Genomic DNA, 16,660 nt, shown 5'->3' on the forward strand with positions numbered 1-16,660 from the left:
AATAGCCTTAATAATAACAAAACCATTGGCAGTACGATTGATTGACTACCATGAATTTATTGCTTTAGGCTTAAGTTGTGATCATCAGTGGTCAGGTTTAGGGGGAGCGCTGCGTGATCACACCATTCATTGCTTTGAGGATGACGCCAGGCGCCTAGCGCCGGCGTTAAAGGAGGAATTATCTATGGCTGATTCAAAGAAAGGCGGCGTCTCCGGTATCATTGAAAAGTATCTGATGCCGGTCGCCACCACCCTTAGTCGCTTCAAACCGCTCATCGCGATTCGCGATGGGATCACCACCACGATTCCACTTATCATCGTCGGGTCATTCTTCATGATTCTGGCGAATTTTCCGGTCGCGGCCTGGACCGCCTGGATCGGCAGCGTCAGCATGCACGGCGTGGCCCTGCTCTCAATTTTTACCAAAATCACCAACGGGTCATTCGGGTTGCTGGGCCTGATCGGGTGCTTTGGCATCGCCTCTAGTTACGCCGAGCAGCACAATACCGACGGCAAGTCCGCCGGCATCATCGCTGTCGCCTCGTACTTTGTCGTCACCCCCAGCATTTTCACTGGGGCCAAGGCGCCGGCCGAGGGCATGCCGTACGACTTTCTGGGCTCCAAGGGTCTGTTCGTCGGCATCATCATCGGCCTGCTCGCCGGCGGCATTTTCCAATGGTTCATCAACCACGACGTGCAGATCCACATGCCCGATTCCGTGCCGCCGGCCATCGGGAAAAGCTTCTCTGCGCTGATTCCTGGGTTTGCCATTATTACCTTATTCGGTGCGGTGTACGCCCTGTTTTCTTGGACCGGGATGGGCAACATCCATCTGCTCATCATGCACGTGTTGTCGAAACCGCTGGGACTGCTCGGCGATACCCTGGGCGGCACCCTGGTCATCACGTTCTTGAACAGCGCCTTCTGGTTCGTCGGGATTCACGGCGCCAACGTGGTCAACAACATGATCCAGCCAGTGTGGCTGATGAACTCCGGCGCCAACCTGAAGCTCGCTCAGGCCGGCAAGCTGTCGCTCGACCACGGCGCCCACATCATCACCGAACCGTTCATCGACAATTTTGTCTTCATGGGCGGCGGCGGTGCTACACTGGGATTGGTCCTTGGCATCGGGATCTTGGTGCTCGTGCACCGCTCCAGCAAGCAACTGGAAACACTGGCGCCGTTGACCATCGTGCCTGGCCTGTTCAACATCAATGAACCGACCATGTTCGGGATGCCGATCGTGTTAAACATGACGCTGATCATCCCCTTCATCCTCGCCCCGATGTGGAACACGCTCACGACCTACATCGTCATGGCCACCGGCCTGGTGCCGCTGACCACCGGAACCATGGTGTCATGGACCATGCCGCCAATCATTTCGGGCTTTTTGACCACCAACAGTTTTGCCGGCGCATTGATCCAGATTTTTAACATCGTCATCGACACGCTAATCTATCTGCCATTCCTGCTGGTCGTCAACAAGTCGCAAAAAATCGAAGAAGCTGGCCAGGCTGCAGAAGACGCCGCCTGAGGGTCGGCCGCGTGCGAAAGGGAGTTTCTTATGGTTAAACGTTTGATCAGTACCACCAGCAGCGAGGTCCTCGCCATGAACGGGGCCGAGCTCAAGCAAAGCATCAAGGCCTCCGAAGGCCGCACCGTGTTGTCTGAAAATGTCGTGCTCACGCCACCCCAAGACGGCATCACGTACTCCGAAGTCGCCGCCGCGTTTGGCGCCGACCTGATCCTGCTCAACGGCATGGATGTCCTGAATCCCATTATCCTGGGGCTCTACCCGGGCGAGGACGATCTGGCAACGGCCAAACCGCGCCACGACGGCGAAAGCATTCACCGTCTGCAGAAGCTGGTCGGGCGCCCGATTGGGGTCAACCTGGAGCCAGTCGACCCGAACACCGACATGGCTGAGACCCGGCTGGTGATCCCCGAGGGCCGCATGGCTTCCGAGAAAACCCTGACTGAGGTTCAGCGCCTCGGTTTCAACTTCGTCTGCCTGACCGGCAATCCTGGCACCGGCGTCACCAACGCCCAGATCGCCGCGAACATCAAGGTCGCGAAGAAAGTCTTCAAGGGTCTGGTTATCGCCGGCAAGATGCACGGCGCCGGCGTCAACGAGCCGGTCGTTTCCGTAGAGGCCACCCAATCCTTCCTGGACGCCGGGGCCGACGTGATTCTGGTGCCGGCAGTCGGCACCGTGCCGGGCCTGGACGACGACGAGATCAAGAAGATCGTCAAGCTCGCCCACGAAAACGGTGCGCTGGTCATGAGCACCATCGGGACCTCGCAAGAAGGCTCCGGGGCCAGCTACATTGAGTCCGTCGCGATCCGCAACAAGATCGACGGGGTCGACATCCAGCACATCGGCGATGCCGGCTGGGGCGTTGTGCCGCCAACCGAAACCATTTACCCGCTGAGCAAGGCCATCCGTGGTACCCGCCACGCGATCGCCCGCATGGCCCGGTCGATCAACCGCTAATCCAAACTTCTCATCAAACAGTGACGCAATGATCATGCGCCGCTGTTTTTTTATTGTCATGCCGGCCCTTGACTGGGTACAATTGCCCCAAAGGAGGTGCGCCCATGACTTTTCTGAGCACGTTCACCCTGCCCGATGAGGACGCCGAGTGGGACTTTTTCATCAAACAAAAATCACGTGCGTACTCGACCTACTACCCGTTTCAAATCTTCCCGCAAAAGCATGTGCCAGAGCTGACCTTTGAACCCATCACAATTTTCTACGGCGACAACGGCTCGGGCAAATCGACGCTGTTGAACGTGATCGCCGAAAAACTGGGCCTGGCGCGCGGCACGCTGTACAACCGCTCGAGCTTTGAGGCCGACTACCTGGCGCTGTGCAATTTTGAACTCGCCGCCCCAATCCCAGATGAGTCAGCGATTATCTCCTCCGACGAAGTGTTCGACGCGATGCTGAACACCCGCGCGTTGAACCAGCAGATCGACCGGCGCCGCGATGACATGTTCGACGACTATCTTGACAACAAGTTCGCCAGTTTTCAGTACCACGACCTCAGCGACTACGATGAACTGAAGAAGGTCCTGGAGGCCCGCAGCAAGACCCAGTCTCGCTATGTGCGCGACAACCTGGCCAAAAACGCCCGCGAATTCTCCAATGGCGAAAGTGCCTTGCAGTTTTTCCAGGACAAGCTGCAGGACGAGCGGCTCTACCTGCTGGACGAACCGGAGAATTCGCTGTCGCCGGCCAACCAGCAAAAGCTGGCCGCCGACCTCGCGGACCGTGCCCGCTTTTTCGGTAATCAGTTCGTGATCGCCACCCACTCGCCGTTCCTGCTCGCGCTGTCACACGCTAAACTCTACGACCTGGACCAGGTGCCGGTCGCCCCGGGGCGCTGGCAGAACCTGCCCGAAGTGCAGACCTACGCCCAGTTTTTCGCGGCGCACGCGGCTGAATTCAAAAAGGAGCCTCACCATGACTGAAATTACCGATTACATTGACCAAGCCGCCCCGGCCGCTCAACCCCAGCTGCGGGCCATGTACCAGCTGTTAAAAACGCTGCTGCCAACCGCCCAGGAGAAGATCAGCTACGCCAAACCGACCTTTTTCGAGTCGGGCCGGGACCTGGTGTACTTCGGCGCCAATGCGCACGACATTGCGCTGTACCCGACGAGCGGCCCGCTGACCGCGATCGCACCGGCCAAAATTGCGCCGTACCCGCATTCCAAAGGCGCGATCCGCTTTGCGTTTGACCAGCCGCTGCCTGAAGCGTTGATTGCTGAACTGGTGACTTTGCGCCTGAACGGGGCCGCCTCAGCCGCGCCAAAACGCCGGCCACCTGTGTCTGTCCCCGAAGCAATCACCCAAGCACTGGCGCAAGCTGGCCTCAGCAAGGCGTTCGCCGCCCGGCCGCAATACCAGCGCACCGATTACCTCAACTGGATCGCGCAGGCCAAGCGCCCGGCGACTCGCGCCAAGCGCCAGGCCCAGATGCAGGCCGAACTCAAAGCCGGCAACGTCTACATGAAAATGGCCTGGCATCCCCGCAAAACGCAGGAATGACCAGGCCGATCGCCTTATAATGCCAGCAGCCGCTGGCGCAGCGCCGCATTCACGGCGTACAAGCCCAGCCCCATGCGGCCACGTTTGAGCAAAATATTGATGACGTGAAAAATGATGGCGGTACGATCGGCAGTTGAATCTGTCCCATCGGGCCGCCGCCGAAACGCTGTTTGGTCCTCGAAGCGGGCCGGGTCGATCGTAATCCGGTCCGTTTTCGCCTCGTAATCCACACTGGGGCCCAGGATCACCCCGGCGTAATTGAGGTCAAAGCCCTGAATCGTGTAAATCGAGCCAACCTCATTGATGGTTTGCGGCTGGCTGGCCCAGGGGCGGTCGGTGAAGTTGACTCGGTCCCACGGCAGCCGCAGCTTGCCGGCCTGCACGTACCAAGGGTCCTTCGTGTACACGCGAAACGGAAAATCCGCTGTGGCCAGCACTCGCGCCAGGCCGTGCTGGCGGTTCATCTCCTTGATCCAGTCGTACAAGGGGACCCCGTCTTCAAACACGCGCAGCTGATAATTGGCCGGATGCGGCGGCGGGAGCAGGCGCCCAGAGGCGAATGCATCTACCCACGCTGCGACTGTTGGGGACTGCATCCGCAGTTGCCCCGTCAGCTGCACCCGCTGAACGACATGGCCGGCCAGCGTTTGCTTGATCATCGCCGGAGTCCACAGACTTTTCAACTTGGTGACCTGGTGCAGGTCCAAGACCAGCACGACCACATGGGCCAGCTTTAAGAGCTCTGTGAGCTGGTTAGTTTGGCGGAACCTGTTGAACGGGTCGGGCTGGCTGAGCAGCAGCTGGGCCTCATCGATGAACACGACATCCGCCTTGTGGCCAGCGTTGATAAACGGCGTCGGTTTTTGAAAATCAGCCTTGTGCAGCCACTGGGCCTGGCTGGCCACTTCCCAGTAGATTTTCAGCATTTCGTTATGGTTGACCAGCAGCCGGTTGGTGGTGCCGGCAAGCTTACCGCCAGAGGTTCGGGCCTGCTTTTGCACGGCACTGAACACGGCGCTGAGCAGCGCACTTTTGCCCGTGCCGGCATCGCCTTCGAGCACGAACACGGCGGCTTGGGAGTCGCGGCAGTGCGCGGCAATAAAAGCCAGCACCTGTTGCTGAATGGTTTGCTGTTCGCAAGTCAGCTGCGCCTTTTCAGGCAACATAAACGTCGATTCTGCAAGCGTCAAACTAGTCCTTCTTTCCCGTCATGGCGGCTAATTCCGCCGGAGTGTATCGGTAAGGCACATGCGCGGCGGCCGGCACGTCCTCCCACGCCACCGGGTACCCGGCGCCGTGCGCGCAAAATACAGAGCCCGGCAGGTTGGCGGTATCGCCGATCTCCGTGTAGCCAATGTCCTTGATCACATCCGCCGCGTTGTGGCACGGCCGGTAGCCCGCCACCAGCAGCTCCAGCTGGCCCTGGCCATGGGTGTAGGTGCTGACGGTTTGGCCATAGTCTTGCATGGCCGCAACCGGTGCAAAACCGGTCAGCGTCACGGTGCCATTGCGGTCCGGGACGGTGGGCGGGTCGACCGTGCCGGCCATGCGGTCGACGTCGGCCATGGCGCGCCCCACCTGGTCTTGCGCGACCACCAGCCGAAAACTGTACCACGGCTCCAGCAGCAGGTCGCCGCCGGTTTGCTTTAGTTCCATCAGCCCCTGCCGCACGGCGCGCCAGGTGGCCTCGCGAAAATCGCCGCCCACCGTGTGGACGTTACTCCCGCGTCCGCCGACCAGCGTGATTTTCACGTCGGTTAAAGGCGATCCGGTGAGCACCCCAATGTGCTGCTTGGCCGTCAAGTTGGCCAGAACCAGGTGCTGCCAGTTTTTGCTCAAGGCTTCGACCGGCAAGTCGCTCGCGTAGGTCATGCCGCTGCCGCGCGGCGCCGGTTGCAGCAACAGGTGGACTTCGGCGTAATGGCGCAGCGGCTCAAAGTGGCCGACCCCTTCGACGGCCTGGGTGATCGTCTCCTGGTACAAAATGCTGCCAGTGCCAAACGCAACGTGCAGGTCAAAGCGCTGGGCGAGCAGCTGGGTCAAAATCTCCAGCTGCACCTTGCCCATAATCGACACACGCAACTCCTGCAGCCGTTCGGACCAGCTCACCTTCAGCGCCGGGTCTTCGTCTTCCAGCTGCCGCAGCGCGGTCAAACACGCCCGCGGGTCTTCTGCTTGCGGCGCCAGCTTGTAGGTCATGACCGGCTGCATCACCGGTGGTTTGGCGTCTGGCTCAACGCCCAGGCCAAGCCCCGGGTGCGTGTCCTGAAGGCCCGGGATCGCGCACACTTGGCCGGCACTCACTTCCTGCACCACCGAGAACTTTTCCCCATTGTACAAGCGCAGCTGGTTCGCCTTTTGCTCGCCAAGCAGCACCTGCTTGGGTTTCAGACTGCCGCCGGTGACGCGCAGCCAGGTCAGCCGCTCGCCTTTGTCGTCATATGAGATCTTGAACACGCGCGCCCCAAAATCCGCAGTCGGCTGCAACGGCTGGGTCCAACGTTCAAGCCCGGCAAGCAGGTCATCAATGCCCTGCAGCTTCAGGCCCGAGCCGAAGTACACCGGCGTCACCTTACGGGCAGCAATCAACCGCTGAATCGTGGCATCCGCCAGCTGGCCTGTGGTTGAAAACTCGTCCAGCGCCGCGTCATCCTGCAGCGCAATGGTCTCCTGCCGGTCCTGGTTCAGGTCGGTAAAGGCGATACAGCCGTCCCCGAACGCGCCTTGCAGCTGATCCAGCACCTGGGCCTGGTCGGCACCAGGCACGTCCATTTTGTTCACAAAAATAAACGCCGGCACCTGGTAGCGCGCCAGCAGCCGCCATAAAGTCCGCGTGTAGCCGGGAATGCCGTCGGTCGCTGAAACCACCAGCACCGCACAATCGAGCACGGACAACACCTGCTCGGTCGCACTGGCAAAGTCCACGTGTCCCGGGGTGTCCAAGAGCGTCAGTTCCAGGTCCTGGTATTGAAGCTTCGCCTCGTGCGAAAAAATCGTGATCCCGCGCGCTTTTTCCAGCGCGTCGGAGTCCAAAAAGGCTTCCCCGTTGTCGACGCGGCCGAGCTGGCGCAGCGCGCCAGTTTTGTATAAAAGGGCTTCTGACAGCGTCGTTTTCCCGGCGTCCACATGGGCGATGATGCCGGCGGTAATTTTTTTCATCAAGCTGCCTCCGATTTAAAATGCGTAATCTCATTTTAGCGCAAGGAAAGGAGATCCGCTGATGATCAAACGAGATTACGCGATGGAAGTCTACGAACTGCCGCTGCCGGCTGGCGCCGCGAAAGACACCAAGCCGCTGCGGCGCATCCGAGTGGTCGATCCCATCACGCACGCCGTCCTCGACGACGCCCGCGGCTTTGGCTACCGGTCGTTCCACAGTGCCAACATCGGCTATTATTATCACCGCCACCCGGAAAAGCTGGTGGCGGCGAAGGCCAAAAAGGCTGCGATTCTGCTGTGGGAAAGCCAGCACCCCGACCTCACGGAAAGGTTGACGGCAGCGGTGTTTCAGGCTCAAAAGGCCGGCCATCCGCTGGACGCCAAGCAGCGCCGCGCGCTGTTTGCCGAGCTGACTGCCGGCCTGAAGGAACCGCCGGGCTTTACCGCCGCCGACTTTTTCCGCCGCCATGCCTAAGCCCACGCCTGCCAGGATCTGGCAGGCGCTTTTAGCGGTTGACCTGCGTCTTCAGCCACTGGCGCAGCGTCTGCGCAACGGCGCGCTGCTGGGCGCCATCAGACACCGGGCTTGGGCCGTCGCCGCGTTGCTTGCCGTAGCTGCCAAAACCGGCGTGGTTGCCAACGAGTTCCACGAACTGCGTGGTCTTAGGCAGATTGGCCTTCGCCTTGCGGTACGCGGTCCAGTTCAGCACCTGATCATGGTCGGCGGTGACGGCAAGCACCGGCAGCCCGCGCTTGGTCAGCCGGCCCTTTTGGTCCGCGTAGCTCGCTAGAAAAAACACCCCTGCCAGGCGCTTGGTTTGGTGCACCTTGGCGTAGCGCGCCGCCATGACACCGCCCAGCGAGTGCCCGCCGATGACGACTGGCCCCTTGGTTTCTGCCAGCACCCGGTCGGCCTGGTTGCCGCGCAGCACAGCCAAGTTGAGCGGAAAGCGGACAATGTACACCGAGGTCCCTGAGGCGGCTAAGCGCTTAGCCCAAATACTGTAGCTGGCCGGCGCGACCAGTGCCCCGGGATAAAAGAGCACCCCGGCGCCTGCCGGGTGCTTGGCCTTGAACGCCAGCCCGTAGTCCGTCTTGACGGCACTGCGCGCGGCCTGTGCCGCTGCGGGACTGGGCTGGTGCATGGTCGCCTCAAGCGCGCCCCAGCCGACGCCCACCAGCAGCACCAACCCAATCAGCACGCCCAGCCAAATCTTCGACCTTCGTTTCACGTGAAACAGCCCCTTTCACCGCACCTAGGTTGACGCAATTATAACCCACGGGGCCGGTCAGGAAAAAATCACGCCAAAGACTTGCTTTTTGCCTCGTCAGCAGGTACGATACATTTAAACTTACAAAAAGTAAGCAATCGGAGGCGCAACTATGACTGACACAAAGTATGAGTTTGGACTCGACACATTCGGCGACCTGGCATTCCAGGATGACGGCACCCCACTAAACGGCGATGAAACCCTGCGCCAGGTGATCAAGGAGGCCAAGCTGGCTGATGATCTGGGCATTTACCGCATTGCGCTGGGCGAGCACCACCGCCCGGAGTTCGCCATTTCCAGTCCCGAGGTGGTGCTCGGCGCAATGGCCGCCGTGACCAAAAACATCAAACTGGGCACCGCGGTGACCGTGCTGTCCTCTGACGATCCGGTGCGCGTCTTCGAACGCTTTTCCACGCTGCATGGGCTAAGCCACGGCCGCGAGGAGATCATGTTGGGCCGCGGCTCATTCACGGAATCCTTCCCGCTGTTTGGCTTCAACCTGGAAGACTACAACGGCCTGTTTGAGGAAAAAATCGCGATGTGGCAAAAGTTGCTGGAAGGCAAGCCGATGAACTGGACCGGCAAGTACACCCAGAAGCTGACCGACACCACGGTTTACCCGAAGCTCCCGAGCGGTGAGACCATTTCGACCTCGCTGGCCGTCGGCGGCTCGCCGGAGTCGATCATTCGCGCCGTGGCCTACGACATCCCCGTCGTCATCGCCATCATCGGCGGCGAGCCGATTCGCTTCCGCCCGTATGTGGACCTGTACAAAAAGGCCGCCGCGCAGTTCAAGAAGCCGGAGCACCCGCTTGGCATGCACGCCCATGGCATCATTTTAGACGACGAGCAAGAGGCGGTGGAAGTCGGCTTCAAGTACATCAAGGCCGAAATGGACCGCATCGGCATCGACCGCGGCTGGGCGCCAATGACGCGCGACCGCTTCGAGTTTGAAATCGACAAGGGCTCGTACTACGTCGGCACGCCGGAGCAGGTCGCCCAGAAAATCGCGCATAACATGAAGGCGCTGGACATGAAGCGCTTTGACCTGGTTTACGGCACCGGCGGTCAGCTGCTCAGCCAGCGCGAAGCCACCATTCGCAACTTTGGCGAGCGGGTCATTCCCCGGGTCAAAGAACTGCTGGGAGGCGAGTAAAATGACAGAGCCAGTAATCGGGATTCTCAGCGCCGGCAAGCTCGGCTCCACGCTGGCGCGCATCGCCACCAGCCGCCGCTTACCGACCATGATTGGCAGCACCCATTCGGTCGCGGATCTAAAGTGGGTCATTGATACCTTGGCCCCCGGCGCAGTCAGCGCTACCTCGGCCGATGTGGTCAAAAAGGCCGACGTCATTATCCTGGCCATTCCGCTGAGCCGCTACAAGGACCTGGACCCCGCCGCTTTTGCCGGCAAGGTCGTCCTTGACGCGACCAACTACTGGAAGGAAGTCGACGGAACCCACAACAGCATCTCCGACTTCACGCGTTCCAGCTCCGAGGTCATCCAAGATTGGCTCAAGGACGATAAGGTGGCCAAAGCCTTCAACCACATGGGCTACCACGACCTGGAAATCGAAGTCGACCGTCATCCGGACGTGCCGCGGGCCATGGCCTTCGCCACTGACCACGACGACATTCGGCCGCTGGTCAAACAAGTCCTCACCGCGTTCGGCTTTGACCCGTTCGACCTCGGGCCCTTAAGATTTGGCCTGGTGCTGGAGCCAGGCAGCCCGCTGTTCGGCGAAGCCATCCCGCGTGACCAGTTTCAGGCCAAGCTCGACGCAGTCTACGACAGTCCGTTCGGCAAGGAAATCATTGCCAAGCGCGGCGGTCCAATCAAGTAAGCCTCCCCATCCCTGCCACCTCGGCAGGGTATTTTTTTGTCCTCGATCGTAAAAAGACCTCGTCTGCATCGCGGCAGCGAGGTCTTAAGCCATGAGGGCCACTGGCCGGGTCCGGTGCCGGCCAGTCGCCATTGCGCCGCTCGGGGGAGAAAGCGCCATTTGAGATGACTAGCACCTTCCTAGTCTCAAACAGTTTAACGAAAACAGGCAAACTATACAATGGGGTTAACAAACAATTTTACCCCTCAAGTCCGACTGTGATCCGCCGGTCCGCAAGCAGCATGAACAGCCCCCACAAGACGGCGAGGGCGCCGATGACCAGAAAATACCCGGACTCGTGTCCTGGCGTGTAAAAGTTTGCGGCGATCGCCGACAGGCCGGAACCGGCAGCCTGCGACAGCGTGAACACCGTCATCATCTGGGTCACAAACGCGGCCGGGGCCACCTGGCTCGCCAGCGCCGTACCGATCGGTGAGGTCAGGGTCTCACCTGCGATAATCAGGACGTAGAACATCACGATCCACAGCGGCGACACCTTCACGCTCGGCGGAAACAGGCGCAGCGGCAAGATCATGAACAGCGGCCCGGCCCCCCAAAACAGCATGCCCAGGCCAAATTTTCGGCTGGCGCTGGGCTGCCGCCGCCCCAGCCGCGCCCATACGCCGCTGATCACGGTGCCAAACAGCACCGCCAGGACCGCGGGAATGGTTTGAAAACTAGCGGCCGACAGGTGCAGTCCCCACACGTTCAGGTTCACCTGATCCAGCGTGTACAGCGACAATATCCCCGTCGCCTGGCCGTACACCAGCATCGTGATGCTGTTGCCGATGAGAAACAGCCCATAGGCTTTGACGTGCCGCGCCTCGGCCGCCTGGACCTTGGGACTGCGCACAATGGTGACCAGATACCATACCGGCAGAACAATCCCCAGGATGCCGACGGCGCTGCTAAAGCGACTAGCGGTGAGCCAGCCCAGCTTCAGCGTGCCGCCAATCAACGCGGCCGCCAACAAGGTGCCGATCAGCACCCGCCGGCCCAGCTGCCGGCGTTCACTGGCGCGCAAGGGATCCGGCACCGCCACGCCCAAATCACCGAGAAAGCGGTGATTCAGGATGAGGTACGGCACCGTCGTTACCAGCAGGACGAACACGGCCACCAGAAACCCGGCGTGGTAGCCGAAGCGCACCGCCACCGCGCCGGTGATGACCGGACCCGCAGCGCCGATGTTTGAGACGATGTAAAGCAGCGTGAACGCTGTGCTGCGCATCATTCCGCGATCGCGGTAAATCAAACCGACCAAGGCGTTCAGGCTTTGCCCGGTCACCCCGGACGCGACCACCTGCAGGACCAGACTGGCGAAAAATAACGCGCGCCCGCCGCGCGGCACGGCCAGCAGCGCGATGGCGACAATTTTCAGCAGCGTGCCGTACAGGTAAGGCTTGCGCAGGCCCACCAGCCGGTCGGCCGCGTAACTGCCCGCGATCCCAGCCACGTAGCCCAAAGAGGAGAACACCGCCATGATCTGCGTTGCCGTGATGCGATCCAGTCCGAGCCCGCCCAAGTGCAGCGGCTCGTACAGGTACAAGATCATGATGGCGCTGACTGCGTACGTTGCAAACCCCGTGCCCAACGACCCCAGTGCCATGAGTTTGAATGCCGGCGGCTGCCGGGAAATGCTGCTTTGCTGTGCCACAATTCGCCCCTCTTTGTGCCCAATTATGTTTCAATATAGCACAAGCCAAGGCGTCCGCGATGCTTTTCCCTTGACGCTTTGCTAAGGTTAAGGTAACGACTTTCGAAAGGAGTCCGCGATGCGCAAACGACACTGGCACCTCTCCGCCCCGCAGGCAATCCTGGTCAGTTTCGCCGCAATGATCGGCATCGGTAGCGCGCTGCTGGCGCTGCCGTGGGCCAGCCAAACCGGCCAATCGGTCGGCTGGCTCACTGCGCTGTTCACCGCCACCAGCGCCGGCTGCGTGACCGGGCTCGTGGTGGTCAACACGATGCAGCAGTGGACCCTGTTTGGCCAGCTGGTGATCCTGGCCTTGATTCAGCTTGGCGGCATCGGCTTTATCACCGTGGTCGCCGGCAGCCTGCTCCTGTTTCGCCAGCGCATCGGGCTCCGCCAGCGCCTGGCCATCCAAACTCTGTTCAACCAGGACGCGCCGGGCGGCATGGGACGGCTGGTCCGTCAGGTGCTGCGCTACACGCTCGTGATCGAAGGCGCCGGCGCGCTGTTGCTCACGCTCGGCTTTTTTGCGGCAAACCGCGGCTACGGCATGGGCGAGGCGCTGTGGTACGGCGTTTTTCACGCGGTGTCAGCCTTTTGCAACGCCGGTTTTGACATTATCGGCATGAATTCGCTGGCCGATTTTCAGGGCAGCTGGCTCATCAGCCTCACTGTCATGGCACTGATCACGCTCGGCGGGCTGGGCTTTCCGGTTCTGTACGAGCTTAAGCGCCTGCGCCAAAAAGGCCGCACGCCGCTTCACCGGCGCGGCCGCCTCAGCGTCAACGCAAAGCTGGTCTGCCTCACCAGCCTGATCTTGGTGGGCGCCGGCACCGGGCTGTTTGCCTTGCTGGAATGGGGAAACCCAGGCACCCTGGGTGAACTTGCCACCCCGCAGAAGTGGCTGACGGCGGCTTTTGAGTCCGTCACCCTGCGCACCGCCGGCTTTTCGACGCTGGATCAAAGCCAGCTGGGCGACCTCAGCAAGCTGCTTGCCTGCGGGCTGATGTTCATCGGCGGCTCGCCGGCGGGCACGGCCGGCGGCGTCAGAACCATCACGCTGGCCCTGCTGGCCGCGGCGGTGGTGTCCGGCCTGCGCGGGCGCCTCGGCATCGTGATTTTTGGTCGGCGCATTCCGATGGCACTGCTGCAGCGTGCGTTGGCCGTGTTTTTCGCGCTGTTTGCGGTGGTTGCCGCGGCGGTCCTGCTGCTGCATTTTACCGAGGCCCAAAGCGCGTTTCAGCCGGGGCTACTCGACCTGATTTTCGAGGCGACCAGCGCGACTGGCACCGTCGGCCTCACCACCGGCCTCACGCCGCACCTGAGCAGCGCGGGGCGGCTCATCATCGCCGCCTGCATGTTCATCGGCCGCCTGTCGCCTTTGACCCTGGCCATCGCCTTGACCGCGCGGCAAACGCGCGCGGCGCACACCGTCGACTACCCTGCCGCCACGCTTTTCGTTGGTTGAATCAGAAAGGAGAGCGCCATGACAATCGCCCAGGCTCACTCGTTTGCCATCTTTGGGCTCGGCCGCTTCGGCACCAGTATCGTTTCTCACCTGGCGGAAAATGACGTCGAGATTCTGGCCGCGGACCGCAACCTGGCCCGCGTCGAGGCCGTTGCCGACTGGGTCGACCGGGCCGTGGTGGGCGACGCCAGCGACGACGCGTTTCTGGCGCGCGTGGCCATCGAGCACTTCGACGTGGCCGTGTTTGCCATGGGCGAGCAGTTCGAAGCCAGCGTCATGGCCACCATGCTGGCCAAGGAGCGCGGCTGCCGGCGGGTCGTGGTCAAGGCCCTCGACGCCCGTCAGGCCAAAATCCTCAGCCGTATCGGGGCGGACCAGGTCGTCCTGCCGGAGGTGGAAATGGGGGCAAAAATCGCCCACACGCTGGTCAACGCCAACATCCTCGGCGTGCTCGACCAGATTCCAGGCGTTGACATCACCGAGCGCCGGCCCGACCCTCAGTGGGTGGGCAAGACCCTAGCCGAGGCGGACATCCGCCGCACGGCCGGGCTCGAGGTGCTGGCGCTGATTCGCGCCGGCCGGCCGCAGATCCCGGTGCCGCCCAGCACCATCTTGAGCGCAGACGATGTCCTGCTGACGGTAAATACCCAATGACAAAACGGCCCCGCGTCAGGCGATTGTTCGCCTGGCGCGGGGCCGCTGCTTTTGGGCTCATCATGATTGATCAGGAGTTACTTTGCGGCCTTGCGGGCCTCTTCACACGCCTTGATGATGGACGGGTTCTTGGAGTGGCAGTCCTCGATCATCTGCAGGTCTGCTTCGCTGAGCTTCAAGTCATATGTCATGTCGTTTACCTCGCTTTAGTTTAAAAGATAGTTTTACTGTACCACGATGGCAGACAGTTGCAACCCACACGTGAACACACGGCCGCCTTGACGCCTATTGACAGTGCCACGCGACTTGGCCACACTGAAACTATCGGTGTTAGGAGGCTTTTTCGTGGACTGGCTGCTCATTCTCATCCCCGCGTTTTTCGCGGCGCTCGTGCAAGGTATCACCGGCTTTGGGTCGGTGATCATCATGATGATCTTTTTTCCGGCAATCCTGCCCATCGCCGAAGCCGCCGGGCTGGGCGGCCTGGTCATGCTCAGCTGTACCGCCAGCCTGGCGTGGCGCTACCGGCGCGATTTTCACTTCAAGCAAGTGATTGGGCCGTTTCTGATCTACGCAGCGGTCGCCACCTGGTCGGTCCGCCTCGGCAAAGTGTTGGACACGCATGTGCTGCGGCTGTTGCTGGGCGTGCTGCTGGTTGCGCTGGCGCTGTACTTCATCCTCGCCAAAACTGCCGGCGACCGGCGCTACCCCTGGTACATCGCCGTTGCCTTCATGATCATCTCGGGGTTTTTTAACGGCCTGTTTGGCATCGGCGGCCCGCTGATGGCGCTGTATTTTCTCTCGCTGTCGACTTCGGTGCCGACCTACATGGGCAACCTGCAGGGCTTCTTCCTGCTCGACACGATATACATCACCAGCGTGCGGGTGGCCAGCGGCATCATCACGGTCAGCCTTATCCCCTACATCCTCGGCGGAATCATCGCGGCGACCCTCGGTACTCTGCTCGCCACGCGGTTAGCCGCCAAGTGGGATCTGGCGCAGATCAAGCCGCTGATTTACGGCTTCATCGGCCTCAGCGGACTGTATTACCTGTTCTTCTAGCAAGCGGCAAAAACCGCACCAACCGGGTCGACCCTGCAGTTTAGGGGCGTGCCCGATTGATGCGGTTTTGATGTCTAATGCCTCAAAACACTACCACAAGTGCGTCATCGGCCCGACCATGTACAGCCCAAAAGCCATCACCAGCAGACACAAGGTCGTGGCAACCACCCGGTACCAGCCGTGCATCCGATACTGATCTGGCAGCGCCTTGGCCTCCAGCAGCAACAAGAAGCCCAGCACGATCGGGACCAGCAGCGCGTTGATCACTTCAACCGTGACTGCCAGATCCACCAGCTGAATGTTCGCCAGCACCAGCACCGCGCCAATCACGTGCGCTCCGATATAAATCAGGTAAAAGCCAGCGCTTTTGCGGTTAAACGGCTCGTTGAGGCTGTGCGGCCAGCCGAGCACCTCGGTCAAGCCCCAGGTGCCGGCCAAGGCGACCACCAGGGCAGCGACCAGCGACCCGCCCAGCAAACTGGTGCCAATCAGCAGATTGGCGGGCAGCTCGTCGAGGTACGGCGCCAGCGCAGCCGCCATTTGGCCCACCGTCGCGAAGGCCTCACTGCCGCCGTGCTTGCCGACGGTCGCAGCGAAAGTCACGATGAACACGATCATGATGGCCTGCGAGATTAAGGTGCCAACGGCGGTGTCGCGCCGCTCCTGCGGAATGTCGGCGGCCGTCAAGTGCTTGTCGACCACCGCGCCCTGCTGGTAAAACAGCATCCAGGGCATGATGACCGCACCGACGTTGGCTGCCACCAGGTACACATAGCTGCTATTACGCCAAGGCACGGTCACCAGCCCGCGCATCAGGTCGCCGAGCTGCGGTTTGGCCATGATCATCGCGATGACAAAGGCGAACTCGGCGAGGCCGACCATCACGCCGATTTTTTCCACGCGCCGGTATTCGCCCAAAAAGGCGATGCCGACCAGAAACGCCGTCGCAATTGGAATGGTGATCCACTTTGACACCCCGAACAGTTCACCAACCCCGGCGATGCCGATGAACTCAGTCAACAGCGCCCCGACGGCGGAAATCCCCAACGTCACCGCCGCCAGCCACGCCCAGCCGCGCCCGAAGTACTTCCGGATAAGCGTGCCGTGGCCTTCCTGAGTGATGATACCCAGGCGCACGGTCATTTCCTGGGCCATGAACAAGACCGGGATCAGCACCAGCTGCGGCAGCACCATGGTGTAGCCCCACTGCGCGCCGGATTGGGCCGCCGTGATCAGACAGCCGGCATCGGTGTCGGCCAGCATGACCAAGAGACCCGGTCCCCAGACCGCAAGCCAGCCGTGCCCGCGAAGGCGAGTTTTGATTAAATTGTCATTTTTTTCGATAATTGCCACTCCGCTCTGTCGGCACTTCGCCGCGCATTCAAGAATAGGCTTATTGTACTACCAGAACGGCGGGCA

Annotated in this window: 15 protein-coding genes; 10 read left to right on the forward strand and 5 right to left on the reverse strand. The window is 61.1% G+C overall.

All coding sequences use genetic code 11. The features are described from left to right. Positions 1-184 precede the first annotated feature (184 nt). From JUF21_RS02100 to JUF21_RS02115, 4 genes are all read left to right on the forward strand, one after another. Complete coding sequence (locus JUF21_RS02100) at positions 185-1,534, forward strand: PTS sugar transporter subunit IIC (RefSeq protein ID WP_203662888.1); 1,350 nt, start codon at positions 185-187, stop codon at positions 1,532-1,534. Positions 1,535-1,564: 30 nt separating this feature from the next. Next, a complete protein-coding gene (locus JUF21_RS02105; RefSeq protein ID WP_203624438.1) occupies positions 1,565-2,494 on the forward strand; it encodes a haloacid dehalogenase-like hydrolase in 930 nt (309 codons plus the stop codon). Between the two features lie 104 nt (positions 2,495-2,598). Continuing rightward, complete coding sequence (locus JUF21_RS02110; protein ID WP_203624437.1) at positions 2,599-3,474, forward strand: AAA family ATPase; 876 nt, start codon at positions 2,599-2,601, stop codon at positions 3,472-3,474. After that, entirely contained in the window at positions 3,467-4,054 is a 588-nt protein-coding gene (locus JUF21_RS02115) for a YdeI/OmpD-associated family protein (protein WP_203662890.1), read from the forward strand. The genes JUF21_RS02110 and JUF21_RS02115 overlap by 8 nt, the downstream gene beginning before the upstream one ends. A 14-nt stretch (positions 4,055-4,068) precedes the next feature. Here JUF21_RS02115 and JUF21_RS02120 read toward each other — a convergent pair whose 3' ends face one another. Beyond that, positions 4,069-5,220, reverse strand: a complete 1,152-nt coding sequence (locus tag JUF21_RS02120) for a DUF2075 domain-containing protein (RefSeq protein WP_203662949.1) — start codon at positions 5,218-5,220, stop codon at positions 4,069-4,071. A 25-nt stretch (positions 5,221-5,245) separates the two neighbouring features. Next, positions 5,246-7,213, reverse strand: coding sequence for a translation factor GTPase family protein (locus JUF21_RS02125; protein WP_203662892.1), 1,968 nt, complete (start codon positions 7,211-7,213; stop codon positions 5,246-5,248). Between the two features lie 61 nt (positions 7,214-7,274). Between JUF21_RS02125 and JUF21_RS02130 the strand changes: the two genes are divergently transcribed. After that, positions 7,275-7,688, forward strand: a complete 414-nt coding sequence (locus JUF21_RS02130) for a hypothetical protein (RefSeq protein ID WP_203662894.1) — start codon at positions 7,275-7,277, stop codon at positions 7,686-7,688. A gap of 31 nt (positions 7,689-7,719) precedes the next feature. On the opposite strand, the gene JUF21_RS02135 is transcribed toward JUF21_RS02130, so the two are convergent. Beyond that, positions 7,720-8,445, reverse strand: a complete 726-nt coding sequence (locus tag JUF21_RS02135) for an alpha/beta hydrolase (RefSeq protein WP_239061388.1) — start codon at positions 8,443-8,445, stop codon at positions 7,720-7,722. Between the two features lie 151 nt (positions 8,446-8,596). Between JUF21_RS02135 and JUF21_RS02140 the strand changes: the two genes are divergently transcribed. Together JUF21_RS02140 and JUF21_RS02145 are read left to right on the forward strand one after the other, a co-directional pair. Then, on the forward strand, positions 8,597-9,640 hold the full coding sequence (locus JUF21_RS02140) for an LLM class flavin-dependent oxidoreductase (protein ID WP_203624433.1): 1,044 nt from the start codon (positions 8,597-8,599) through the stop codon (positions 9,638-9,640). Position 9,641: 1 nt separating this feature from the next. Next, positions 9,642-10,328 (forward strand): NADPH-dependent F420 reductase, encoded by a 687-nt coding sequence (locus JUF21_RS02145; RefSeq protein ID WP_203662896.1) that lies wholly within the window; start codon positions 9,642-9,644, stop codon positions 10,326-10,328. Between the two features lie 238 nt (positions 10,329-10,566). Here the strand turns inward: JUF21_RS02145 and JUF21_RS02150 are convergent, their stop codons facing one another. Then, positions 10,567-12,021, reverse strand: a complete 1,455-nt coding sequence (locus JUF21_RS02150; RefSeq protein ID WP_203624431.1) for a peptide MFS transporter — start codon at positions 12,019-12,021, stop codon at positions 10,567-10,569. Between the two features lie 118 nt (positions 12,022-12,139). On the opposite strand from JUF21_RS02150, the gene JUF21_RS02155 reads away from it, so the two are divergent. The 3 genes from JUF21_RS02155 (at position 12,140) to JUF21_RS02165 (ending at position 15,241) form a co-directional block, all read left to right on the forward strand. Beyond that, positions 12,140-13,525, forward strand: a complete 1,386-nt coding sequence (locus tag JUF21_RS02155) for a TrkH family potassium uptake protein (RefSeq protein WP_203624430.1) — start codon at positions 12,140-12,142, stop codon at positions 13,523-13,525. An 18-nt stretch (positions 13,526-13,543) separates the two neighbouring features. Then, positions 13,544-14,179 (forward strand): TrkA family potassium uptake protein, encoded by a 636-nt coding sequence (locus tag JUF21_RS02160; RefSeq protein ID WP_203624429.1) that lies wholly within the window; start codon positions 13,544-13,546, stop codon positions 14,177-14,179. Positions 14,180-14,524: 345 nt separating this feature from the next. Next, positions 14,525-15,241 carry a sulfite exporter TauE/SafE family protein gene (locus tag JUF21_RS02165; protein WP_203624428.1) on the forward strand — a complete coding sequence of 239 codons (717 nt, stop codon included), beginning with the start codon at positions 14,525-14,527 and terminating at the stop codon, positions 15,239-15,241. 90 nt (positions 15,242-15,331) lie between these two features. Here the strand turns inward: JUF21_RS02165 and JUF21_RS02170 are convergent, their stop codons facing one another. After that, a complete protein-coding gene (locus JUF21_RS02170) occupies positions 15,332-16,588 on the reverse strand; it encodes a divalent metal cation transporter (protein ID WP_308439741.1) in 1,257 nt (418 codons plus the stop codon). Between the last annotated feature and the right edge of the window lie 72 nt (positions 16,589-16,660).

The organism is Lacticaseibacillus sp. 53-4, assembly GCF_016861805.1.
Lineage (GTDB): Bacteria > Bacillota > Bacilli > Lactobacillales > Lactobacillaceae > Lacticaseibacillus.